Origin of the sequence: Mesorhizobium sp. M8A.F.Ca.ET.218.01.1.1 (assembly GCF_004791165.1) — a bacterium.
Lineage (GTDB): Bacteria > Pseudomonadota > Alphaproteobacteria > Rhizobiales > Rhizobiaceae > Mesorhizobium.
Window position 1 is genome coordinate 45844 of sequence record NZ_SRUZ01000015.1, and the last position, 21708, is coordinate 67551.

Consider the following 21708-nt stretch of genomic DNA (forward strand, 5'->3'; position numbering starts at 1 on the left):
TCCAATCTTTGCCCTGGAAGATCAGGCCGTGCCGGCACCTCCTCCAGCGCCAGCGGCCGGATTTGCGTCAGCCCAGCTCGACCGTCCGCCCCAGCTCGATGCTCTGTTCCGCCGCGAGCACGATGCGCAAGCTGTTGACCGCCGCGTCCATCTGCTCGGTCAGATCGAGGTCCTCGCGGATAGCGCTCAGGAAGAAGGCCTGCTCGCGGTCGCACAATTCCTGATGGCCGGGCTCGTCCTCCATGCTGACGATCTCGTCCGGTTTCTTGAAATTCTTGTCGCCGTCGACCGCGGCATAGTGGATCTTGAGCGCATCGGTCTTGGTGTGGCGATCGATGTCGGCGGAGTTCGACACTTCAGCGTCGGAAGCGGTGCTGGCGGCTTGCCCGGCGACGATCGACACCGCACCCTTCGGCCCGACGACGTCCTTCACGAAATAGGCCGTCTCGCTCATCATCGGCCCCCAGCCGGCCTCGTACCAGCCGACCGAGCCGTCGTCGAAGGTGACGTGCAGGTGGCCGTAATTCTGCTTGTCGGCCTCTGCCCACAATTTGGCGCCGATGCCGTGCACGCGGACCGGCTTCGCGCCGGTCAGCTGGCACATGACGTCGACATAGTGCACGCCGCAATCGACGATCGGGATCAGCGAATCGATCAGGTTCTTGTGCCAGTGCCACGCGCTGCCGCTGCTCTGCTGGTTGAGGTTGAGGCGCATCACCAGCGGCTTTCCCAACGTTTTGCCGACCTCGATGAATTTGATCCACGAGGGATGGACGCGCAGGATATAGCCGAGCACCAGCTTGCGGTTTTTCGCCCGCGCGGCGGCCACCACCTTCTCGGCATCCTGGATGTTGGTCGCGAGCGGCTTTTCCATGAACACATGGCAGTTGGCCGCGATCGCCTTCAGCGCGTATTCGGCATGCGTGTTGGGCCAGCTGTTGATCGAGACGGCGTCCGGCTTGGTCTCCTTCAGCGCCACGTCGAAATCTTCGTAGAGCGGATAGCCGGCAAGTTCGGCTGGGATCTTGGTGTTGCTCTTGATCGAGCGGCTCATGATGCCGACGATCTGAAAACCCTCGGAGCGGTGATAGGCGCTGGCGTGCGACGCACCCATATTGCCGAGACCCACCACCAGCACTTTTACCTTGTCGGCCACTACTGCCTCCCGTTCCTGATTGAATCGTGCGCGGCGCGCTGCCGCCCTTGTTGCTTCGTCCAGAGCAAATCACGCCAGGTTGGCGCCGCCCCTCATTGCCCTGCCGGGCATTTCTCCCCGTATAGTGACGGGGAGAAAGTAGCTGGCCGCAACGTTAGCGATTGGCGAAATCATCGACGCGAGCGCCCCTCTCCCCGTCACTATACGGGGAGAGGATGCCGGCAGGCAGGTGAGGGGCGGCGCCGACTTCGGCAATTGCCGGTGCTACTTCACCGCCGAATCGAACAGATGCGCCTTGATCTTCTCGACATCGAGCGCGGCGAAGCCTTCCGACAGTTTGACGCCGTCGGCATCAGCCTTGACCTTGGCCTTGTCGAAGTCGTTAGCGGCCGGGATCAGGTCGTTGGTGCAGACATCCTCGGCCTTCACCGGATTGGTGATCTGGCCGATCTTGTGGATCTCGTCGAAGAAGCCCTGCCAGCTCGCCATGTCGTGCGAGCCCCAGCCGCCGCGCTTGTCCATGTCGCCACGGAAGACGTTGATCTGCTGCAGGATCGAGGTGGTGCCGAGTTCCGGCCCGAGATTCTTGGCCAGCGTCGGGAACTGCTCGAACACCGCCTCGACCGCCGCGCGCGGATTTTGATACCCGAACTCCAGGCCCATCGCCCAGCCGCGCAGGTACTTTTCCAGGAATGCCTTCTTGTCGGGATCGGCGAGGTCGGCGGCGCGCACGACGAAGGTGTTGGCGGGCAGCTTGGAGTTCTTCACGCCGAGCCAGTATTCGAAGTCGAGACCCTTGGCGATCCATTCTGCGCGCAAGCCTTCCCATGACAGCGCCGCGTCGCCCTGGCCGCCGGCAAGCGCGGTGCCCCAGGTCGGCCAACCGGCCTCGACATATTTGACCTTCTTGATGTCGACGCCTTGCGCGGCCAGCAGCGGATCGGTGATCGACTGCCAGGCGGCGGAACCGAGCAGGATGGTCTTGCCTTCGAGCTTCTTCAGGTCGTTCGAGCCCTCGCCCTTGCGGAAGGCGATGGAGAACGTGTCGCGCGCGCCCATGTGGAACACCGACTTCAGCTTCATGCCGTTCTGGATGGCGAAGGAGAACACGCCGGGCGAGGGAAAGCCCATGTCGGCCTGGCCGACATCGACGAACTTCACCGTTGCCGTGCCGTCGGACGGTCCCGGCTGCATGTCGGTGTCGAGCCCATCGAAATAGCCGGCCTTCTTGGCCGCCCAGTAGGGATAGTCGTCGAGCACTTCGAGCGTGCCGCGCGGCGAGATCCAGGTGAATTTTCCATAGGCCTCGGCCTTGGCCTCGAGGCCCGACGCGCCGAGCGCGGTCGCCGTCACCAACCCGGCGCCGGTGACCTGCAGGAAGGTACGGCGGCTCATTCCCGCCTTGTGGATGAAATTGTCGTTGGTCATGGCATTCCCCTTTTTGTTTGATGTTGGTCAGTCGCCCGTCTCCGGGGCGCGGTCATTGCCCTCTGCTTCAAGCCTCCCAGCTCGCCCATTTCTTGCCGATGAGGAAGAACAGCACGTAGATCAGGATGCCCAGCATCGACAGGATCAGCACCACGGCGAAGAATTGCGGCATCTGGATCATCGACGAATAGGTGGTGAGCCGGTTGCCGAGGCCGAAGCCGCCGCCGACCATCTCGGCGCCGACCGCCGTGAGCAGGCCGAAGATGGCGCCGATCATCAGCCCGACCAGGATCATCGGCAGCGCCATCGGCGCGCGGATCTTCCAGAAGATCTGCAAGGTGCTGGCGCCGTAGGATCGTGCCAGCGCGATCTTGGCGCTGTCGACGCGGCGGAAGCCGGTGGCGGCGTTGATCATCACCATCGGCCCGGCTGCCAGCGCCACCGCGATGATACGCGGCGTGTAGCCGAAACCGAAGCGCAGGATCAAAAGCGGCACCAGCGCCAGCATCGGCGTGGTGACGAGCAGCAATATGTAGGGCGCGACGATCTTTTCCGCGAAGGGGAACTGGGTGATGACGGCGGAGAGCACCAGCCCGATCACCGCGCCGATGGCAAAGCCGGACACCAGCTCGACCAGCGTGTAGCCAAGATGCGGCGCGATCAGCGGAAACTCGTCGAACAGCGCATAGCCGATCGAGCTCGGCGGCGGCATGATGTAGAGCGGCACGTGAAACAGCCGCAGCGCCAGTTCGATGCCGCCGATGATGATGACGGCGACGGCGAGGATGGCCGCCACCTCCTTGCCCGACTTGATGCCGGGGCCACTGGCGAAGGCCGAAAGGTTGCTCAGGCTGACATCCTGTCCATCACCTGATTTCGACTTGGAGAATTCGGGAATGGCGTCGCTCACGGCCTGATCCTCACGATCTCGGCACTCGGGCGTTCCGGCGCCTTCGGCCTGGTGCGCTCGCCGACAATGTCCATCTTGATCCGGTTGGTGAGGTCGAAAACCTCCTTCGTCGCCATGATCTCCAGCGAACGCGGCCGCGCGAACGGCACGCGATATTCCTTGGCGACTTTGCCCGGCCGCGCGCTCAGCACGACCACGCGGTCGGAGAGAAAAATCGCTTCCTCGATCGAGTGGGTGATGAAGACGATGGTGGTCTTGGTGTCGAGCCAGATCTCCTCGACCAGCCGGTTCATCTCCTCGCGGGTAAAGCTGTCGAGCGCGCCGAACGGCTCGTCCATCAACAGCACCGAAGGCTTCAGCGCCAGCGCCCGCACGATCGCAGCCCGCTGCTGCATGCCGCCCGAGAGCTCGCGCGGGAACTTCCCGCCGAAGCCGTCGAGACCGACGCGGTTCAGGAGATGCGCGATCCAGGCGCGGTCGGGTTTTTCGCCCTTGATCTCGAAGGGAAAGCGGATGTTGGCGTCGAGATTGCGCCACGGCAAAAGGTTGGCTTCCTGGAAAACGATACCGATATCGGGATGCGGCCCGGTGATCGCCTTGCCGTCGAGCCGGATTTCGCCGCTGGTCAGGCTGTGCAAGCCCGACATTGACCACAGCAGCGTGGTCTTGCCACAGCCCGACGGGCCGACGATCGAGACGATTTCATTGGCCCTGACGTCGAGGCTGCAGCGGTCCAGCGCCAGGAGGTCGCCTGACGCCGTGTGATAGATCTTGGTCGCTGCCTGCACGCCAAGCTTCGGCGTTGTTGCTTCGCCCGCGTTCATCCGCCCCTCGGAGATTGCGTGATGATCCAATAGGTCATCAGACTGCCAGAAATCAGTGTGTAACTATCCTACTTTGCTGTCAAGCGCCGGTGGTGGTAAGCGTATCATCAGAATCTAGGATATGTGTTAGCCGGTTGTTTTTATGATATTTTCTTTGCCTTGAAATCCGTGTTGCTTTCCTACATAGTTAGACAAGCGCACGCGGTGCCGTCCTTGCGGCACGCATCGGTTGCAACAGTGCCGGGCGCATGGAACGACGGCGTGCAAACATGATAAGAGGTCAGGTCGAAAACGGGCTAGGGAAGACCGCCTTCATGACCGAAGCTGCCAGCCATCCGATCGCGGACGAAGAGGGAGCCGGGGGCGAGCCTGTCCGGCGCATTCCCGACATCATCTCGCTCGTCAAGGATTCCTACGCGGAATTGCGCCCGGCCGAACGCCGCGTCGCCGATGTCGTGCTCGAAAATGTCAAATACGCCGTCGACGCCTCCAACGCCGCCCTTGCCCAGCGCGCCGGCGTCAGCGAGCCGACGGTGACCCGTTTCTGCCGCGCCATCGGCTGCGAGGGCGTGCGCGACTTCAAACTGAAGCTGGCACAGAGCCTCGTCGTCGGCGCGCTCTATCTGGACACCTCGCCGGCCAGGGAGGGCGACACCGGCATGCCGTTCTGGAACGCGGTGTTCGGCGAAGCGCGCCGGGCACTGCAGGAGGCCGAGCGGCAGCTCGATCCGGGTGAGCTGGAAAAGGCAGCCGAGCTGATCGCCCGGGCCCGGCAGGTCACCGTGTTCGGGCTCGGCGGCAGCTCTTCGGCGCTGGCGCAGGAAACCCAGTACCGGCTGTTTCGCTATGGCATCTCGATCAGCGCCCAATGCGACCCCTATCTGATGCGCATGACCGCCTCGACGCTGAAGCCTGGCGACCTGGTGATCGCCATCTCGGCGACCGGGCGAACGCGCGAAGTGATCGAGGCCGTCGAACTCGCCAAGCACTACCGCGCCAACGGGATCGCCGTGACGGCGCCCGACACCGAGCTCGCCCGCGCCTGCGACGTCAGGCTGACGGTCGCCGTGCCCGAATATCCCGACACGCTGAAGCCGACCGCCTCGCGCTATGCCTTCCTGGCAATGATCGACCTTTTGGCGGTGGCCTCGGCCTACAAGCTCGACGGCTCCGCCCGCGAGACGGTCCGCCGCATCAAGTACAACGCCCAGATCCACCGCACGGGCAAGGAAATGGAGCCGCTCGGAGATTGATGAGGCGTTCTTCCTTCTCCCCTTGTGGGAGAAGGTGTCGCCGAAGGCGACGGATGAGGGGTGTTCCAGCTTGGCACCGACGGCACCCCGTGGCGCACCCCTCATCCGTCTCGGCGCTGCGCGCCGATCCACCTTCTCCCACAAGGGGAGAAGGAAGAAGAAAGAGGGAAGAAATGCTCGAAATAGCACCGACGAAACAGGCCACCGCATGGCTCGACTCCCTGGCGCAAGCGCTGGCAGCCGGCGATGCGCTCGCCGCGGCCAACCTCTTCGTCGACGATTGCTACTGGCGCGACCTGCTGACCTTCACCTGGAACGTCACGACGATGGAAGGCCGCGAGGCCATTATCGCCATGCTCAAGTCAACGCTGGCGACCACCAAGCCAACGGCATGGCGGATCACTGGCGAGGCGACCTCGGACGAAGGCACGATCGAAGCCTGGTTCACCTTCGAGACCGCCGTGGCTTCCGGCCAGGGCATCATGCGGCTGCGCGATGGGCGCTGCCGCACCCTGTTCACGGCGATGACCGACCTCAGGGGGTTCGAGGAGCGCAAGGGACCGGCGCGGCCGCTCGGCGTACGCCACAAGGCCGACCCCCAGCGCGAGACTTGGTCGGAGGCGCGGGCACGCGAGACGCGCGAGCTCGGCGTCTCGGAGCAGCCCTATTGCCTGGTCATCGGCGGCGGCCAGGGCGGCATCATGCTCGGCGCACGGCTGCGTCAGCTCGGCGTGCCCACCATTATTATCGAGAAGAACGCAAGGCCGGGCGATTCCTGGCGCAACCGCTATCGCACCCTCGTGCTGCACGATCCGGTCTGGTACGACCATCTGCCTTACATTCCCTTCCCCGACAACTGGCCCGTCTTCACGCCCAAGGACAAGATGGGCGACTGGCTGGAAATGTACACGCGCGTCATGGAGCTGAATTACTGGGTCGCCACCAGGTGCCTCAGCGCCAGTTACGACGAGGCGGAGAAAGAATGGACCGTGGTGGTCGATCGCGTCGGCCAGCGCATCACGCTGAAGCCGAAGCATATCGTCTTTGCCACCGGCGCCTATGGTCCGCCGCGCAAGATCGAGCTGCCCGGCGCGGACCAGTTCAAGGGCGAACTGCTGCATTCCAGCCAGTATGCCAGTGGCGAGAAATTCCGCGGCAAAAAGGTCGCTGTCATCGGCGCGGCCAGCTCCGGGCATGACGTCTGCGTCGATCTCTGGGAGAGCGGCGCCGACGTCACCATGATCCAGCGCTCGCCGACCACCGTGGTCAAGTCGGACACGCTGATGCAGGTCGGCTTCGAGATCTTTTCGGAGGATGCGCTGGCGCGCGGCATCACCACCGAAAAGGCCGACATGATCGTCGCCTCGACGCCGTTCGCGCTGGTGCCCAAGGGCCAGCGCGCGCTCTACGACGTCATCCGCGCGCGCGACGCCGCTTTCTATGAACGGCTCGCCGCTTCAGGTTTCGCGCTGGATTTCGGCGACGACGAAACCGGCCTGCTGATGAAGGCCTACCGCACCGGCTCCGGTTACTACATCGATGTCGGGGCTTCGGACCTGATCATCGACGGCAAGGTCGGCATCCGCAGCGGCGTCGCCATCAAATCACTGACGCCGAAAGGCATCCTGTTCGAGGACGGCAGCGAACTCGAGGCCGACGCCATCGTCGCCTGCACCGGCTACCAGTCGATGAACGAGAATGTGGCGGCGCTTGTCTCGCGCGAGGTCGCCGACAAGGTCGGCCCCTGCTGGGGCCTCGGCTCCGGCGTCAAGGGCGACCCCGGCCCCTGGCAAGGCGAATTGCGCAACATGTGGAAACCGACCGCACAGGAAGCCCTATGGTTCCACGGCGGCAATCTGGCCCTGTCGCGATTTTATTCGAAGTATGTCGCGCTGCAGATCAAGGCGCGGATGGAAGGGATCGATACGCCGGTTTATGGCAAGCCTAGTAACGCCAGGCAGTGAAGCTGCTGATCTCCCCCCTCGTGGGGGAGATGGCCGGCAGGCCAGAGGGGGGCGCTGTCCCGCCGGCCTCTCAGCCGATTGCAATTGCGCTTGGCACAGGTTCTTTGCAGGTCGCAGGATGGCCAGGGTTTGCGTTCCTTCGCGCCCCCCTCTGCCCTGCCGGGCATCTCCCCCACGAGGGGGAGATTGGCTGATCATTCATGCCGGTGCCCGAAATGCCGGGCCGCCACCTCGACATGCGTATGTCGCGCATGCGCCGCGAAACGCTCGGTTTCGCCGACATCGTTGACCGCTTCGTTCGGCCACCAGGTGCCGCCGATGACGATGCCTTCCGATACCAGCCGCTGATCGGCGGTGAGCGAGGCGCCAACCGCATCGACGAAGGTGAAGCGGCCTGGGCGTTGCCGCAGCACGGCGACGTCGCCGACGGTACCGACCGCCAGCGTGCCGAGGTCCGGCCGGGCGATCGCCCGCGCCGGCGCTTGCGTCGCCGCGCGCAAGACCTCGGCCACCGGCATGCCGAGCGCCATCAGCTTCGACATGCAGACCAGAATGTCGAAGGCCGGCCCGTCGACGCAGTAGAGATGCACGTCGCTCGAAATGACGTCGGGCGCCAGCCCCTCGGCCAGCATGGCGCGCGCGACGTCGAAGTCGAACGAACCCATGCCATGGCCGAGATCGAAGATGACGCCGCGTTCGCGCGCCAGCCGCATGTCGGGCCGCACCGCGCCGGAAGCGAAGACCGGCGCGTTGGGAAACGGCCGGAAGCAATGGGTGAGGATGTCGCCCCGGCGCAGGCGCGGCAGCACTTCGGAGCGGCCGGGTGGCGGCTCATCTATATGCGCCATCAGCGGCAGTCCGGCTTTGTCGGCGGCCTCCAGCGCCAGATCCACCGGCGCGATGCCGCTGGTGCCGCCTGCATGCTTGCCGGAGCGGACCTTGACGCCGACCACGACGTCGGCGTGCTCGCGCGCCGCGGCCACCACCTCGCGCGGCTCGCAAAGCCGGAGATCGCTGCATTCGCCGACCGACACCGTCTGCGAGAAGCCGAAAATGCCGGCAAAGGAAATGTTGACATAGGCCAGGATGCGCACCTTCGAGCGCTCCATGACATGGCGGCGGAAGCCGAGAAAATTGCCCGCACCGGCGCTGCCGGCATCGATGAAGGTGGTGGTTCCGCTTTTCGCGGCGAGCCGGTCGGCATCGACGCCGAGCGAGGTGCCGCCCCAATAGACGTGGCTGTGCAGGTCGACGAGACCGGGCGCGACGATGCAACCGGTCGCATCGACCACCTGCGCGGCGCTGGTCACGGGGATGTCGGCGTCGACCGCGGCGACTCGGCCATTGGCGATGGCGACATCGCGTGGTGCGTCGATGCCGGACGCCGGATCGATCAGCCGTCCGCCCTTCAGCAGGAGGTCGAATTGCATGGAGATGCCTCCGCCTTGTTGCTTCGTCTTTCAGGCCGGCCTGTACGCGACGGCCTCGACTTCGATCTTGATGTCGATCATCAGCCGCGATTCGACCGTGGTTCGCGCCGGCGGATTCTTTGGAAAATGCCTGGCATAGACCGCGTTGAAGGCACCGAAGTCGCGCGCATCCTCCAGCCAGACAGTGGTCTTGACCACGTCGTCCATCGTGCAGCCGGCCAGCGCCAGCGCGGCCTTGACGTTGGCGAGCACCTGCTCGGTCTGTTCCGTGATGCCACCCTTGACCACGATGCCGTCGCCGCCGACCGGAACCTGGCCCGAGATAAAGACGAAATCGCCGGCCCGCACGGCGGGCGACAGCGGCACGTGGGACGTTCCAAAAGTCTGCTTGGGCACGGGATGGCTCCTCCGATGACGCGGCGAGGCACCGAGGCGGCACCCGCTTTGGGGGGAGATTTACCGCGATCGGGGCGATCCCGATAGGGGCTTTGTTGGAAAGCAACATTCTTCGAAATCCGTGTTGCTTTATTACAGAAGCGCTTGCATCGTACGCGCTTGCCGGACGGGCTCGACGCCACGACGGACAGACGCCCTTGCGAGACGGAGACCCCGACAATGACCTTCGACAAGAACCCGTTTCCTTCAGGCGACGCCGACCGCCACGCGCTGTGGGAGATGCTGGTGCGGCGCGACATCGACGCCTTCATCGGCCAGGACTGGTCCATGGTCGAGAACGACTTCGTCGCCGAGAGCTTCTTTGGCATGCACGCGCATTTCCTAGCCAACGCCGATGCCTGGCGGCTGCAATTCCCCAGGCTGGAAATCTATCGCGACGAGTGGCTGCGCCAGGCCAAGGAGACGGCGGCGACCAAATTCGCCGAGCCGCTGCGCGAGGCGCTGTTTCGCGTCACCAATCTGCGCGACATCGATGTCGACGGCGACCGCGCCGTGCTGCACAAGAAGTTCGACGGCAGCGTCGCCAAGGCGGATGGCAGCGTCGACCGGCTGAAATGGCAGACGCTGTATTTCTGCCGGAAGGTCGGGGCGAACTGGAAGATATCAGGCTTCGTCGGCTACATGCCCTATCCGCTGGGCGGCTAGCCGATCAGTAAAGCGTGACGAAGGCCGGGAACATCACGCCGGTCTCCCGCAAATACTCGATAAGCTCGATGGCCGGGAAGATGGCGAGGAAATAGAGTCCGTCAAAGAAGGTGCGCCGCAGCGCGCGCGTCGAGAACCGCAGCTCGTCATTGTCGCGGTAGAGCAGCGGGTTCGGCCAGAACCGGGGCGTCGCCTTGATATAGGCTGTATAGGCCGCGCCGAACTTGCCCAGGAGATATTCGGCTTCCTTGCGCGCCGTGACGCGGAAGATGAGGAAGCTGGCAACGCCAAGGGCGGCGGCGGCCACCAGCGAGCCGTAGAGCAGGCCGATGCCGACCGCGCCGACCGTCGAGAAGAAGTAGAGCGGGTTCTGGCTCATCGAGAACGGTCCCGTCGAAACCAGCTCCTCATTCTTCTTGCCGCCGACATAGAGGATGCTCCACAGCCGGCCGACGACGCAGATCAGCACCAGGCAGAAGCCGACCAGTTCGAGCGTTTCGTGCCCATCCGAGCCTTCGCTGAGCGCCGGTTTGGTCAGGAACAGGAGCAGCACCGCCAGCGCCGCCGCGATGCGGATGAAAATCAGCCGCTTGCGCTGATCGAAAGCCTTCGAAACCGGCTTGAGGGAGGCGTAGGTCATTCGGGTTTTCCTGGGGCGCTCCGTGCGAGCCCGGCCACTGGGGCACGCCATTGATGGCGGATACAAGGCGCTCGCCTTCTATCAGCGCACCGCGAGGCTTTCGTAAAGGCCTTTTGCGTCAACGACGGCGATCCTTACGAATTTGTATGCCAGCGGACAGGCTGGGGTGAAGCCGCTTGCCTATTGTCCGGATGCCGGATCGCCACCGCAACCATCGACATCGGGATATCTGCCATGCTCGCGCTTCCCACCGCACCAAACCAAAACAGGGTTCCCGACGTCACTCTCGATTTCTGGCTGATCAAGCTGATGGCCGTCACCATGGGCGAGACGGCGGCCGACTATCTCGCCGTCAATCTCGGGCTCGGACTGACCGTCACCTCGCTGATCATGACCGGCGTCCTCGTCATCGCCCTTGTCGCCCAGTTCGCGCAGAAGCGCTACGTGCCCTGGGCCTACTGGCTGGCGGTGGTGCTGATCAGCGTCGTCGGCACGCTGATCACCGACAATCTCGTCGACACGTTCGGCGTGCGCCTGCAGACCACCACGATTGCCTTTTCCGTGGTGCTCGCGGCGACGTTCGCGGTCTGGTACGCAGCCGAACGGACGCTGTCGATCCACACCATCTTCACGACCCGGCGCGAGATCTTCTACTGGCTGGCGATCCTCTTCACCTTCTCGCTCGGCACCGCCGCCGGCGATCTGGTCGCCGAGAGCTTCGACATGGGCTATCTGACCACGGGCCTGCTGTTCGGCGGCGTCATCGCGCTCATCGCTCTCGCCTACTATCTGCTCCGTCTGGACGGCATCCTGGCCTTCTGGCTCGCCTACATCCTGACGCGGCCGCTTGGCGCGTCCTTCGGCGATTGGCTGTCGCAGCCCGTCGAATATGGCGGCCTCGGCTTCGGCACCACCTTCACCAGCCTGGTCTTCCTCGGCTGCATCGTCGCCCTGGTTCTCTACATGACGCTGAGAAAGAATGCCGACGAGCTCGACGAGATGTTGCTGGACTCGGATTGAACCCAGGCGGCGAGCGCCGCGGGATCGGCCAGCTTCACCGCGGTCCTAGGAACCAACCCGTGCCGGTGATAGCCTGCCCCCGACATCGGCAATCAACCGGAACAGCGATGCGACTTCTTCTTGTCGAGGACGACCAAAGGACGGCCGATTACGTCGTCAGGGGGCTGACCGAGGCCGGCCATGTCTGCGACCTCCTGCGCGACGGTCATGACGCGCTTTTCGCGGCGACCAGCGGCGCCTACGACGTGATCATCGCCGACCGCATGATCCCCGGCCTCGACGGCCTGTCGATGGTCAAGGCGGTCCGCGCCGCGGGCGTGCGCACGCCGGCGATCTTCCTCACCTCCGTCGGCGGCATCGACGACCGCGTCGAGGGCCTCGAGGCCGGCGGCGACGACTATCTGGTCAAGCCCTTCGCCTTTTCCGAGCTGCTCGCCCGCATCAATGCGCTCGGCCGGCGGCCGGCGGCGCAGGAGCAGAAGACGGTGTTGAAGGTTGCCGACCTGGAGATGGACCTCATCATGCGGCGCGTCGTCAGGCAGGGCCAGCCGATCGACCTGCAGCCGAGGGAGTTCAGCCTGCTGGAGGTGCTGATGCGCGGCGAGGGCCGCGTCATCACCCGCACCATGCTTCTGGAGCGCGTCTGGGATTTTCATTTCGATCCCAAGACCAGTGTCGTCGAAACCCATATCAGCCGGTTGCGGGCCAAGGTCGACAAGCCGTTCGAAACCCAGCTCATCCATACCATCCGCAACACCGGCTACAGTCTGCACGCGCCGCTTTCCCAGTGATCGCGATATCCCGATGACCGCGAATTTCCCATGACCGCGAACTTCAGATGACCGCCACCTGGACCCGCCTGCTGCGCAGCACGCCGTTCCGGCTTGCCCTGACATTCGCCTTCCTGTTCATGCTGGCCTTCGTGCTGGCGGGCGCCATCGTCTACCAGATGATGAGCGCCGATCTCGCCGAGCAGCTTGACGACACCATCAAGGAAACCTACGCAGTCATCGCCTCAGCCTATGCCGACAACGATCCCAAGGAGCTGGTCGAGACCGTGGAGAGCCACGCCACGCGCAGCCCGAAGAAGGAGCAGCTGTTTTCGCTGACCGACTCGGCCGGTAACCGCCTGGCCGGCAACTTCACCGCGGCCGGGCTTCCCGACGGCTTCTCGATGTTCGGCGCCGAGATGCCTGGCCTGCCCCCGGACACCGAATACCGCGCCTATTCCGGTTCGGTCGGCGCCAACACCTTGACCGTCGCCTTCAGCCTCTCCGAGACGGAGGAGCTGGAAACGATCATGCTGATGAGCTTCGGCTGGGCGACCCTGATCATCACCGGCCTGGCCGTCACCGGCGGCGCCCTGCTCGCCTCGCGCGTCCAGCGCCGCCTCGACGGCATTGCCGCCACGATGGTCGACGTCTCGCATGGCCGGCTGGATACCCGCATCCCGCTGACCGGCAAGGACGACGACATCGACATCGTCTCCAGCCAGGTCAATGACGCGCTCGATCGCCTGTCGGCGCTGGTCGAAGGCATGAAGCAGGTCAGCGCCGACATCGCGCACGATTTGAAGACGCCGCTCAACCGGCTGCAGATGATCCTGGAGAGCGCCGCCGACAAGGCCGCGCGGCGCCAAGACGTCTCCGACGATCTGGCCGACGCGCGTTCCGAAGGCCACCAGATCAACGAGACTTTCGATGCGCTGCTGCGGATCGCCCAGATCGAGGCCGGCGCGCGCAAGGCGCGCTTCACCGATGTCGATCTCGGCGAGATCCTGCGGACCATCGCCGAGATCTACACCGACGTGGCCGAGGATGACGGGAAGGTGCTGTCGCCCACGCAGCTGAACGAAATGGTGGACCGGGTCCATGGCGACCGGGAACTGTTGACGCAGATGTTCGCCAATCTGGTCGAGAACGCGCTGCGCCATTGCCCTCCCGGCACGACCATCAACCTGACGGTGACGCGCCGGGGCGAGCGTGTCCTTGCCAGCGTCGCCGACAATGGCCCCGGTATTCCTCCGGGCGAGCGCGAAAAAGTGTTTCAGCGGCTCTACCGGCTGGATCACAGCCGGTCGACGCCCGGCAGCGGCCTTGGCCTCAGCCTCGTCCGGGCCATCGCCGATCTGCACGGCGCGACCATCGCGCTTGAGGACCGTAAGCCCGGCCTCGCCGTGGTGGTGAGTTTTCCCGTAGCTACGGCTTAGCCGACAAATTGCCGGTGCTGGCCAGGCCAGCTTGGGTTCCTCGCCCCCGCTTTGGCTACGCTATGAACACATCTTCTGTGACTGGCGTGATCGGCCCGAGGCTTGATTGCCACGTGGTTCCCCCAATCCGTCGCTGCTTCGCAGCGCCACCTTTCCCCCCTCCGGAGGGAAAGGAAGGGAGCGTTGCTGGACGCGCGTTGACGGCTAAAAAGGCCTGGCGCCTTTCCTCTCCCCCGTCGATCGGGGGGTCCGAAGGACGGGCGAGACCGGTGGCTCGCCCCGGCAAGTGGCTCGGCGAAGCCGAGACGGAGTGGGGGTCGACCAGCGCGGCACAAGACAATTCACGCGCTAAGCCGTCATGCCACGCGATCGCCGCTACCAGCCGCCCGGAAATGCGCGCATGCTTAGCGCCTCTGGCGGGAGCGAGGAGCCCGAGTCCTGAGTACTCACCTGTCGATCCGCGTCGACAGGATGATCGACGACGACGTCCGTTCGACCCCCTCCATGGCGCCGATCTGGTCGAGGAGCGTGTCGAGGTCGCGGATCGACGGCGCGTCGACGATGACGATCATGTCGAAATTGCCGCTGACGGAGTGCAGTGTCCTGACCGGCGGCAGCGCCTGCAGGGCGCGCACCACTTTGTCGGCGAGCTTGGGCGTGACGGTGAGCAGCACATGTGCCCTGACTAGCCCCTGCTCATAGTCCGGCGACAGCCTGACGCCATAGCCCGTGATGATGCCGCGCTGCTCCAGCCGCTCGATCCGGCTTTGCACCGTCGTGCGCGACACGCCGAGCTGGCGCGCCAGTTCGGCCGTCGAGGCGCGCGCGTTGGCGCGCAGCAGCGAAAGCAGGGCCTGTTCGGCATCACTGAGCATTTCGACGAATCCTTTCGGCAATTCGACAAAAGATAGGGTTCACATTGCAGGATTCCACGCTTCCTTTCGACAGGCAAGCTGCGATGATTCCGGCAAACGCGGATCGCAGGGGAATTTGACCATGAACAAAATCGTTATCGTCGGGGCCGGCAAGATCGGCTCGACCATCGCCGAAATGCTTGCTGAAACGGGCGACTACCAGGTCACCCTCGTCGACCGCTCGGCGGCACAGCTCACTGCTGCCGAGGTGCCCGATAGCGTCGAGACGCTCGAACTCGACATCGCGGCGGTCGGTGCGCTCGAGGCGGCGCTCACCGGCAAGTTCGCGGTGCTGAGCGCCGCCCCCTTCCATCTCACCACGCGCATCGCCGAGGCGGCGGCCAGCGCCGGCGTGCATTATCTCGACCTCACCGAGGATGTCGTCTCGACCAGGCGCGTCAAGGAACTGGCCCGTTCCGCCAAGAGCGCCTTCATCCCGCAATGCGGGCTGGCGCCGGGCTTCATCTCGATCGTCGCCAACGACCTCGCCAGCCGCTTCGACACGCTGGAAAGCGTGCGCATGCGCGTCGGCGCGCTGCCGCAATACCCGTCCAACGCGCTGAACTACAATCTGACCTGGAGCACCGACGGCGTCATCAACGAATATTGCGAGCCTTGCGAGGCGATCGTCGAAGGCGAGCTGGTCGAAGTGCCGCCGCTGGAAGAGCGCGAGGAGTTCTCGCTCGACGGCGTCACCTACGAGGCGTTCAACACCTCCGGCGGGCTCGGCACCTTGGCCGAGACGCTGAAGGGCAAGGTGCGCACGCTGAACTACCGCACCATCCGCTATCCCGGCCATGCCGCGATCATGAAGGCGCTGCTCAACGATCTCGGCCTGCGCCATCGCCGCGACGTGTTGAAGGACATTTTCGAAAGTGCTTTGCCGGCGACGCTGCAGGACGTGGTCATCGTCTTCGTCACCGTCAGTGGCCGCAGACAAGGCCGTCTGCTGCAGGAGACCTACGCCAACAAGATCTACTCCAGGCGGGTCGGCCAGACGGTGCGCAGCGCCATCCAGATCACCACGGCTTCCGGAATCTGCGCCGTGCTCGACATGCTGGCTGACGGCTCGCTGCCGGGGACAGGCTTCGTCAAGCAGGAGGAGATCGCGCTCGACGCCTTCCTCGCCAACCGCTTCGGCCGCGCCTATGCCCAGCACGATATGGTAAGCCGGCTGGCGGGGTGAAGAGCGCCAGCCTTTCTTCCTTCTCCCACAAGGGGAGAAGGAAAGACCAACGCCGCGCTCAAATATGCAGCGCGTGCCCCAGCGCCTTCAGCGCCGCTTCCTGGAACCCCTCGCCCTGCGTCGGGTGGGCATGGATCGTTCCGGCGATGTCCTCCAGCCGCGCTCCCATTTCCAGCGCCAGCCCAAACGCCGCCGACAGTTCCGACACGCCCTGGCCGACCGCCTGGATGCCGAGCACCAGGTGATTGTCGGCGCGCGCCACGACGCGGACGAACCCGTCTTCGCCGAGCTTGGTCATCGCGCGGCCATTGGCGGCGAAGGGGAACATGCCGATCTTGACCTCGCCCTGGCCCTTGGCCTCTTCCGGCGACAGGCCCGCCGTCACCAGCTCGGGATCGGTGAAGCAGACGGCGGGGATCGAGCGCTTGTCCCAGTTGCGCTTGTGGCCGGCGACGATCTCGGCAACCATCTCGCCCTGCGCCATTGCCCGGTGCGCCAGCATCGGCTCGCCGGTGACGTCGCCGATGGCGAAGACGCCGCGCATCGAGGTGCGGCACTGGTCGTCGATCCTGATGAATTTTCCGGCCGTGTCGAGATCGATCTGCTCGAGCCCCCAGCCCTCGGTCACCGGCTTGCGGCCGACCGTCACCAGGATCTTGTCCGCGGCGACCTTGCCGCTCTTGCCGTCGGATGTCTCGACCAGCAGCGCGTCGCCCTTCGTCGACAGGCCCTTGGCCTTGGCGCCTGTCATCACCTCAATGCCGAGCGCGGCGAGCCGTTTGACCACGGGCCCGGTCAGTTCCGAATCATACTGCGCCAGCACGCGCGGCAGGGCTTCGACCACGGTCACCTCGGCGCCCATCTTGGCAAAGGCCATGCCGAGCTCCAGCCCGATATAGCCGCCACCGACGACCGCGAGTTTCTTGGGCACTTCGCTCAGCGCCAGGGCTTCCGTGGAGGAAATGACAGGCCCGCCAAACGGAAGGAAAGACAGTTCGACCGGCGCCGAGCCCGTCGCGATGACGATCGTCTCGGCCCGGATCACCTGGCTTCCCGTCTCGGTCTCGACCTCGACGGTCTTGCCGTCGCGAAAGGTCGCCCAGCCCTGCACGGTCTTCACCCCGGCTTTCTTGAGCAGGCCGGCAACGCCGCTGTTGAGCCGGCTGACGATCCCGTCCTTCCAGGCCACGGTCCTGGCGAGATCGAGCACCGGTGCCGTGACCGAAATGCCGAGCGGGCTCTTGCCGCCGGCCATGTGCGCGACCTTCTCGAACTCCTCCGCCGCGTGGATCAGGGCCTTTGAGGGGATGCAGCCGACATTGAGGCAGGTGCCGCCGGGCTTGCCGGCCTCGACGATCACCGTATCGACGCCGAGCTGACCGGCACGAATGGCGCAGACATAGCCGCCCGGACCGGCGCCGATGACGAGCAGCTTGCAGGAGATTTCTTTCATGATGTGACCCTTCGACCCGAGGGAATGCTCCGTCGAGATTCTTCACGCCCCCCTCTGTCCTGCCGGACATCTCCCCCACGAGGGGGGAGATTGGCAGCTTCGTCGCTTCGCTCATTCTTGCGATGATAGAGATTGGCGAAACCCGGCGTGACGTCCCATCTCCCCCCTTGTGGGGGAGATGCCTGGCAAGGCAGAGGGGGGCGCTGTCCCGCAGTCATCTCGGTCATTCCGCCGCCCCTCTAATCCACGAAAATCAGCGCCGGCGTTTCCAGCAGCGCCTTGATCCGCTGCACGAACACCGCCGCGTCCCAGCCGTCGATGACGCGGTGGTCGAAGCTCGACGACAGGTTCATCATCTTGCGCGGGATGAACTGTGTGCCGTCCCACACGGGCCGCACCATCATCTTGTTGACGCCGATGATCGCGACCTCCGGATGATTGATGACCGGCGTGGTCGCCACGCCGCCCATGGCGCCGAGCGAGGTGATGGTGATGGTCGACCCGGACAGGTCGTCACGGGTCGCAGTGCCCGACTTGGCCGCCTCGGCCAGCCTGGCGACCTCGGCGCCGCAATCCCAGATGTCGCGCGCCTCGGCATGCTTGACGACAGGCACCACCAGCCCCGACGGCGTCTGCGCGGCGATGCCGATATGGATGCCGCCATGCTGGTGGATGATGCCGGCCTCGTCGTCGAACAGCGAATTGAGTTGAGGCTGGTCCGCGATGGCCTTGACCATCGCCCGCATCAGGAACGGCAGCAGCGTCAGCTTGGGCCTCTCCGCGCCTCCCTTGGCCGGCCGCTTTTCCTTGTTGAGCGCGGCGCGCAATTCCTCCAACGGGGTGACGTCGATCTCCTCGACATAGGTGATGTGCGGGATGCGCGACTTGGACAGCGTCATCTTCTCGGCGATCTTTCGCCGCAGGCCGACCAGTTTGATGTCCTCGATCGCATCGTTGCTGGCGAGACCCGATGTCTTGGCCAGTTGCGGCCCGCGCGCCAGGAACGCCTCGATGTCTTCGTGGCCGATGCGGCCGGCGGGGCCGCTTCCGGTAACCTGCCTGAGATCGATGCCGGCCTCTTTCGCCCGCAAGCGGACGGCTGGCGACGCCAGCGGCTTCTCGCCTTCCGGGCGCGGCGCGCCGGCAGAGGCCCGTGCAGTGGTCTTCTCGGCAGGCGATGCGGGTTTCACCGGTGCCTCGGCGGGTTTTGCCACCTTGGGCGACGGTGCGGTTTCGGGTTTCGGGCTCGGCAGCTTGGCGGGCGCTTCGGCCTCTGCGGTTGGTTCCGCTTCTTTGCCGGCGGCCTTCACATTGCCCTCGCCCGCCACCTTCAGCCGCACGATTGGCGAACCGATCGCCACCGTGTCGCCGATCTCCGCGCCCAGCCACAGGATCTCGCCATCGACCGGCGACGGGATTTCGACCGTCGCCTTGTCGGTCATGACCGCGGCAAGCACCGTGTCCTCGCGCACGATGTCGCCGATCTTCACATGCCATTCGACGAGTTCCGCCTCGGCGACGCCCTCGCCGACATCGGGCAGCTTGATGATGTGTTCGCCCATCTCAGGCCTCCCTAAGCTTCCAATGTTTCGATGAGGGCACGGCCGACGCGCGCGGGCCCCGGAAAATACTCCCACTCCTGCGCGTGCGGATAGGGCGTGTCCCAGCCGGCGACGCGGGCCACCGGCGCCTCCAGTTGGTAGAAGCAGTTTTCCTGCACCAGCGCCGAGAGTTCGGCGCCGAAACCGGAGGTCAGCGTCGCCTCGTGCACGACGACGCAACGTCCGGTCTTCTTCACCGAGGCCACGATCGTGTCGAGGTCGAGCGGCAGCAGCGTCCTGAGATCGATGATCTCGGCGTCGATGCCGGTTTCCGCGGCCGCGGCCTGGGCGACATAGACCATGGTGCCGTAGGCGAGCACCGTGACAGCCGTACCCGCCCTGCGGATCGCCGCCTTGCCGAGCGGCACGGTATAATGGCCGTCGGCGACCTCGCCGAGCTCGTGCTTCGACCATGGCGTCACCGGCCGATCGTGATGGCCGTCGAACGGACCGTTGTAGAGCCGCTTCGGCTCGAGGAAGATCACCGGGTCGGGGTCCTCGATCGCCGCGATCAGCAGGCCCTTGGCGTCATGCGGATTGGACGGCACCACCGTCTTCAGGCCCGACACATGGGTGAACAGCGCTTCCGGGCTCTGGCTGTGCGTCTGGCCTCCGAAGATGCCGCCGCCCGTCGGCATGCGCACCACGATCGGGCAAGTGAAGTCGCCATTGGAGCGATAACGCAGCCGCGCCGCTTCCTGGGTCAGCTGGTCGTAGGCCGGATACATGTAGTCGGCAAACTGAATTTCGACGCACGGCTTCAGGCCATAGGCGGCCATGCCGATGGCCGAGCCGACAATGCCCGATTCGTTGATCGGCGCGTCGAAGCACCGGCTCTTGCCGTACTTTGCCTGCAGGCCTTGGGTGCAGCGGAAGACGCCGCCGAAGAAGCCGACATCCTCGCCGAACACGACGACTTTGCTGTCGCGCTCCATCGACACGTCCATGGCGTCGCGAATGGCCTCGATCATGGTCCGTCTTGGCATGGGTCAGACTCCCGCCTGCTGGCGTTGGTGTCTGAGATGGGGCGGCATCTCGGCGAACACGCCCTCGAACATCTCGCGCGTCGACGGCTTGCCGCCGGCATGCAGCGTGCCGTGGCTTTCCGCCTCCTTCTGCGCCGCGATGACCGTGTCGAGGATTTCGGCCTCGGCCTGCGCGTGCCGCTCGTCCGACCAGACGCCGAGCTTGATGAGATGGTTCTTCAGCCGCATGACTGGGTCGCCGAGCGGCCAGGCGTCGGACTCGGTCTTCGGCCGGTAGGCGGAGGGGTCGTCCGAACTGGAATGGGCGCCGGCGCGGTAGGTGACGTATTCGACCAGCGTCGGTCCGAGATTGCTGCGGGCCCGCTCGGCTGCCCACTTGGCTACCGCGTGGACGGCGAGATAGTCGTTGCCGTCGACGCGCAGCGACGGGATGCCGAAGCCGAGCCCGCGCGCCGCGAAGGTGCCCGAGCCACCGCGCGCAATGCCCTGGAAGGTCGAGATCGCCCACTGGTTGTTGACGACGTTGAGCACCACCGGCGCCTTGTAGGTGGAAGCGAACACCAGCGCCGAATGGAAATCCGATTCCGCCGTCGAGCCGTCGCCGATCCAGGCCGCGGCGATGCGCGAATCGTTCGAGATCGCCGAGGCCATCGCCCAGCCGACCGCCTGGATATACTGCGTCGCCAGATTGCCGGAGATGGAGAAGAAGCCGTGCTCCTTCGACGAATACATGATCGGCAGCTGCCGGCCCTTCAGCGGGTCGGCCTCGTTGGAATAGATCTGGTTCATCATCGTGACCATCGGATAGCCGTCGGCGATCAGCAGTCCGGCCTGCCGATAGGTCGGAAAATTCATGTCGCCGGGCGCCAGCGCCTTGCGGAAGGCGCAGCTCACCGCTTCTTCACCGAGATGCTGCATGTAGAAGGACGTCTTGCCTTGCCTCTGCGCCATCTGCATGCGCGCATCGAAGGTCCGCAGCGTCATCATGTTGCGCAGGCCTTCCAGCAATTCCTCGCTGGAAAGCAGCCCGGCCCACGGCCCGACCGCCTCGCCATCGCGGTTGAGCACGCGGATGATCGAGAAGGCCATGTCGCGGATGGTGCGTGGATCGACATCGATGTCGGGGCGCGGCACCGAGCCGGCCCCGGCGATGGTCACGTTGGAGAAATCAGGCGTGCCGCCCGGCCGCACTTCCGGCTCCGGAACGTGGAACCGCAACATCCCAGCATCGGCCATGACCTCAGATCCTCCAATGTTGCCTGGGTGCGGATATTTGCACATCCGTGCCTCCAGGCCAGTGCGAATTCGCCCGGCAAGCCCTTCGGCATCGGTTCCGGCCACGCCGGCCGATCCGGCCTCCCGCGCTCAAGATGAAGATATGTCCGCGAAATTTCTTGTCGATGTTGAGCGGCGGCACGCAATTTGGCGAATGGTTGCGGGCAGGTTGCCGCAAGAGGAGGTATTTTTAGAAGGCGGGGCCAGAAGCGACCTTCCTTCTCCCCTTGTGGGGCTGTTGCGCAGTTAGCTGAGAGATTGCTGTGGGGAGCGGATCGCCGCTTTTTGAGCGGGAATGGGTTCTGGTTTGGAGTTTCAGGCGGCAATTCAGCCCATTGGGCTGGATTGCGGACGCACC

19 protein-coding genes are annotated in these 21708 nt (G+C 64.9%); 7 read left to right on the plus strand and 12 right to left on the minus strand.

Features of this window, described 5'->3' with window-relative positions:
• Positions 1-67 precede the first annotated feature (67 nt).
• From EN861_RS33425 to EN861_RS33445, 4 genes are all read right to left on the minus strand, one after another.
• Entirely contained in the window at positions 68-1156 is a 1089-nt protein-coding gene (locus tag EN861_RS33425) for a Gfo/Idh/MocA family oxidoreductase (protein ID WP_135867725.1), read from the minus strand.
• 264 nt (positions 1157-1420) lie between these two features.
• Positions 1421-2584, minus strand: coding sequence for an ABC transporter substrate-binding protein (locus EN861_RS33435; RefSeq protein WP_135867726.1), 1164 nt, complete (start codon positions 2582-2584; stop codon positions 1421-1423).
• Positions 2585-2651: 67 nt separating this feature from the next.
• Positions 2652-3494 carry an ABC transporter permease gene (locus EN861_RS33440; RefSeq protein WP_135867727.1) on the minus strand — a complete coding sequence of 281 codons (843 nt, stop codon included), beginning with the start codon at positions 3492-3494 and terminating at the stop codon, positions 2652-2654.
• The gene (locus EN861_RS33445; RefSeq protein ID WP_135867728.1) at positions 3491-4318 is read right to left on the minus strand and encodes an ABC transporter ATP-binding protein; all 828 of its coding nucleotides are present in this window, start codon (positions 4316-4318) and stop codon (positions 3491-3493) included. Before EN861_RS33445 ends, EN861_RS33440 begins: the two co-directional genes overlap by 4 nt.
• 314 nt (positions 4319-4632) lie before the next feature.
• Between EN861_RS33445 and EN861_RS33450 the strand changes: the two genes are divergently transcribed.
• Together EN861_RS33450 and EN861_RS33455 are read left to right on the plus strand one after the other, a co-directional pair.
• Complete coding sequence (locus tag EN861_RS33450) at positions 4633-5571, plus strand: MurR/RpiR family transcriptional regulator (RefSeq protein ID WP_135867729.1); 939 nt, start codon at positions 4633-4635, stop codon at positions 5569-5571.
• Positions 5572-5744: 173 nt separating this feature from the next.
• Positions 5745-7535 (plus strand): NAD(P)/FAD-dependent oxidoreductase, encoded by a 1791-nt coding sequence (locus tag EN861_RS33455; protein ID WP_135867736.1) that lies wholly within the window; start codon positions 5745-5747, stop codon positions 7533-7535.
• A 194-nt stretch (positions 7536-7729) separates the two neighbouring features.
• On the opposite strand, the gene EN861_RS33465 is transcribed toward EN861_RS33455, so the two are convergent.
• Both EN861_RS33465 and EN861_RS33470 read right to left on the minus strand, forming a co-directional pair.
• The gene (locus EN861_RS33465; protein WP_135867730.1) at positions 7730-8965 is read right to left on the minus strand and encodes an amidohydrolase/deacetylase family metallohydrolase; all 1236 of its coding nucleotides are present in this window, start codon (positions 8963-8965) and stop codon (positions 7730-7732) included.
• A 30-nt stretch (positions 8966-8995) separates the two neighbouring features.
• Entirely contained in the window at positions 8996-9361 is a 366-nt protein-coding gene (locus tag EN861_RS33470; protein ID WP_127873603.1) for a RidA family protein, read from the minus strand.
• Positions 9362-9580: 219 nt separating this feature from the next.
• Here EN861_RS33470 and EN861_RS33475 point away from each other — a divergent pair, with 219 nt between their 5' ends.
• Complete coding sequence (locus EN861_RS33475) at positions 9581-10066, plus strand: hypothetical protein (RefSeq protein ID WP_127873604.1); 486 nt, start codon at positions 9581-9583, stop codon at positions 10064-10066.
• 4 nt (positions 10067-10070) lie between these two features.
• Here the strand turns inward: EN861_RS33475 and EN861_RS33480 are convergent, their stop codons facing one another.
• A complete protein-coding gene (locus tag EN861_RS33480) occupies positions 10071-10706 on the minus strand; it encodes an isoprenylcysteine carboxylmethyltransferase family protein (RefSeq protein WP_135867731.1) in 636 nt (211 codons plus the stop codon).
• A 234-nt stretch (positions 10707-10940) separates the two neighbouring features.
• Here EN861_RS33480 and EN861_RS33485 point away from each other — a divergent pair, with 234 nt between their 5' ends.
• The 3 genes from EN861_RS33485 to EN861_RS33495 all read left to right on the plus strand — a co-directional run bounded on the left by EN861_RS33485 (position 10941) and on the right by EN861_RS33495 (position 13935).
• On the plus strand, positions 10941-11726 hold the full coding sequence (locus EN861_RS33485; RefSeq protein WP_135867732.1) for a hypothetical protein: 786 nt from the start codon (positions 10941-10943) through the stop codon (positions 11724-11726).
• Between the two features lie 107 nt (positions 11727-11833).
• Entirely contained in the window at positions 11834-12517 is a 684-nt protein-coding gene (locus tag EN861_RS33490) for a winged helix-turn-helix domain-containing protein (RefSeq protein WP_135867733.1), read from the plus strand.
• 47 nt (positions 12518-12564) lie between these two features.
• On the plus strand, positions 12565-13935 hold the full coding sequence (locus EN861_RS33495; protein ID WP_127278167.1) for an ATP-binding protein: 1371 nt from the start codon (positions 12565-12567) through the stop codon (positions 13933-13935).
• A gap of 446 nt (positions 13936-14381) precedes the next feature.
• Here the strand turns inward: EN861_RS33495 and EN861_RS33500 are convergent, their stop codons facing one another.
• Positions 14382-14810 carry an Lrp/AsnC family transcriptional regulator gene (locus EN861_RS33500; protein WP_127278168.1) on the minus strand — a complete coding sequence of 143 codons (429 nt, stop codon included), beginning with the start codon at positions 14808-14810 and terminating at the stop codon, positions 14382-14384.
• 121 nt (positions 14811-14931) lie between these two features.
• Here EN861_RS33500 and EN861_RS33505 point away from each other — a divergent pair, with 121 nt between their 5' ends.
• On the plus strand, positions 14932-16035 hold the full coding sequence (locus EN861_RS33505; protein ID WP_127873608.1) for a saccharopine dehydrogenase family protein: 1104 nt from the start codon (positions 14932-14934) through the stop codon (positions 16033-16035).
• 58 nt (positions 16036-16093) lie between these two features.
• On the opposite strand, the gene lpdA is transcribed toward EN861_RS33505, so the two are convergent.
• The 4 genes from lpdA to EN861_RS33530 form a co-directional block, all read right to left on the minus strand.
• Complete coding sequence (gene lpdA, locus EN861_RS33510) at positions 16094-17488, minus strand: dihydrolipoyl dehydrogenase (protein WP_135867734.1); 1395 nt, start codon at positions 17486-17488, stop codon at positions 16094-16096.
• A gap of 239 nt (positions 17489-17727) precedes the next feature.
• Positions 17728-19050: a dihydrolipoamide acetyltransferase family protein gene (locus tag EN861_RS33520; protein ID WP_127873610.1), complete on the minus strand. Its 1323-nt coding sequence runs from the start codon at positions 19048-19050 to the stop codon at positions 17728-17730.
• A gap of 11 nt (positions 19051-19061) precedes the next feature.
• On the minus strand, positions 19062-20075 hold the full coding sequence (locus tag EN861_RS33525) for an alpha-ketoacid dehydrogenase subunit beta (protein ID WP_127873611.1): 1014 nt from the start codon (positions 20073-20075) through the stop codon (positions 19062-19064).
• 3 nt (positions 20076-20078) lie between these two features.
• Positions 20079-21311 carry a 3-methyl-2-oxobutanoate dehydrogenase (2-methylpropanoyl-transferring) subunit alpha gene (locus tag EN861_RS33530; protein ID WP_127873612.1) on the minus strand — a complete coding sequence of 411 codons (1233 nt, stop codon included), beginning with the start codon at positions 21309-21311 and terminating at the stop codon, positions 20079-20081.
• Positions 21312-21708 lie beyond the last annotated feature (397 nt).

What these genes read in the sequence shown, in the direction of transcription:
- EN861_RS33435 (WP_135867726.1), bottom strand. Translation starts at nt 2,584, where the DNA reads ATGACCAACGACAATTTCATCCACAAGGCGGGAATGAGCCGCCGTACC.
- EN861_RS33445 (WP_135867728.1), bottom strand. Translation starts at nt 4,318, where the DNA reads ATGAACGCGGGCGAAGCAACAACGCCGAAGCTTGGCGTGCAGGCAGCG.
- EN861_RS33450 (WP_135867729.1), top strand. Translation starts at nt 4,633, where the DNA reads ATGACCGAAGCTGCCAGCCATCCGATCGCGGACGAAGAGGGAGCCGGG.
- EN861_RS33455 (WP_135867736.1), top strand. Translation starts at nt 5,745, where the DNA reads ATGCTCGAAATAGCACCGACGAAACAGGCCACCGCATGGCTCGACTCC.
- EN861_RS33465 (WP_135867730.1), bottom strand. Translation starts at nt 8,965, where the DNA reads ATGCAATTCGACCTCCTGCTGAAGGGCGGACGGCTGATCGATCCGGCG.
- EN861_RS33475 (WP_127873604.1), top strand. Translation starts at nt 9,581, where the DNA reads ATGACCTTCGACAAGAACCCGTTTCCTTCAGGCGACGCCGACCGCCAC.
- EN861_RS33480 (WP_135867731.1), bottom strand. Translation starts at nt 10,706, where the DNA reads ATGACCTACGCCTCCCTCAAGCCGGTTTCGAAGGCTTTCGATCAGCGC.
- EN861_RS33485 (WP_135867732.1), top strand. Translation starts at nt 10,941, where the DNA reads ATGCTCGCGCTTCCCACCGCACCAAACCAAAACAGGGTTCCCGACGTC.
- EN861_RS33490 (WP_135867733.1), top strand. Translation starts at nt 11,834, where the DNA reads ATGCGACTTCTTCTTGTCGAGGACGACCAAAGGACGGCCGATTACGTC.
- EN861_RS33495 (WP_127278167.1), top strand. Translation starts at nt 12,565, where the DNA reads ATGACCGCCACCTGGACCCGCCTGCTGCGCAGCACGCCGTTCCGGCTT.
- EN861_RS33500 (WP_127278168.1), bottom strand. Translation starts at nt 14,810, where the DNA reads ATGCTCAGTGATGCCGAACAGGCCCTGCTTTCGCTGCTGCGCGCCAAC.
- EN861_RS33505 (WP_127873608.1), top strand. Translation starts at nt 14,932, where the DNA reads ATGAACAAAATCGTTATCGTCGGGGCCGGCAAGATCGGCTCGACCATC.
- lpdA (WP_135867734.1), bottom strand. Translation starts at nt 17,488, where the DNA reads ATGAAAGAAATCTCCTGCAAGCTGCTCGTCATCGGCGCCGGTCCGGGC.
- EN861_RS33520 (WP_127873610.1), bottom strand. Translation starts at nt 19,050, where the DNA reads ATGGGCGAACACATCATCAAGCTGCCCGATGTCGGCGAGGGCGTCGCC.
- EN861_RS33525 (WP_127873611.1), bottom strand. Translation starts at nt 20,075, where the DNA reads ATGCCAAGACGGACCATGATCGAGGCCATTCGCGACGCCATGGACGTG.
- EN861_RS33530 (WP_127873612.1), bottom strand. Translation starts at nt 21,311, where the DNA reads ATGGCCGATGCTGGGATGTTGCGGTTCCACGTTCCGGAGCCGGAAGTG.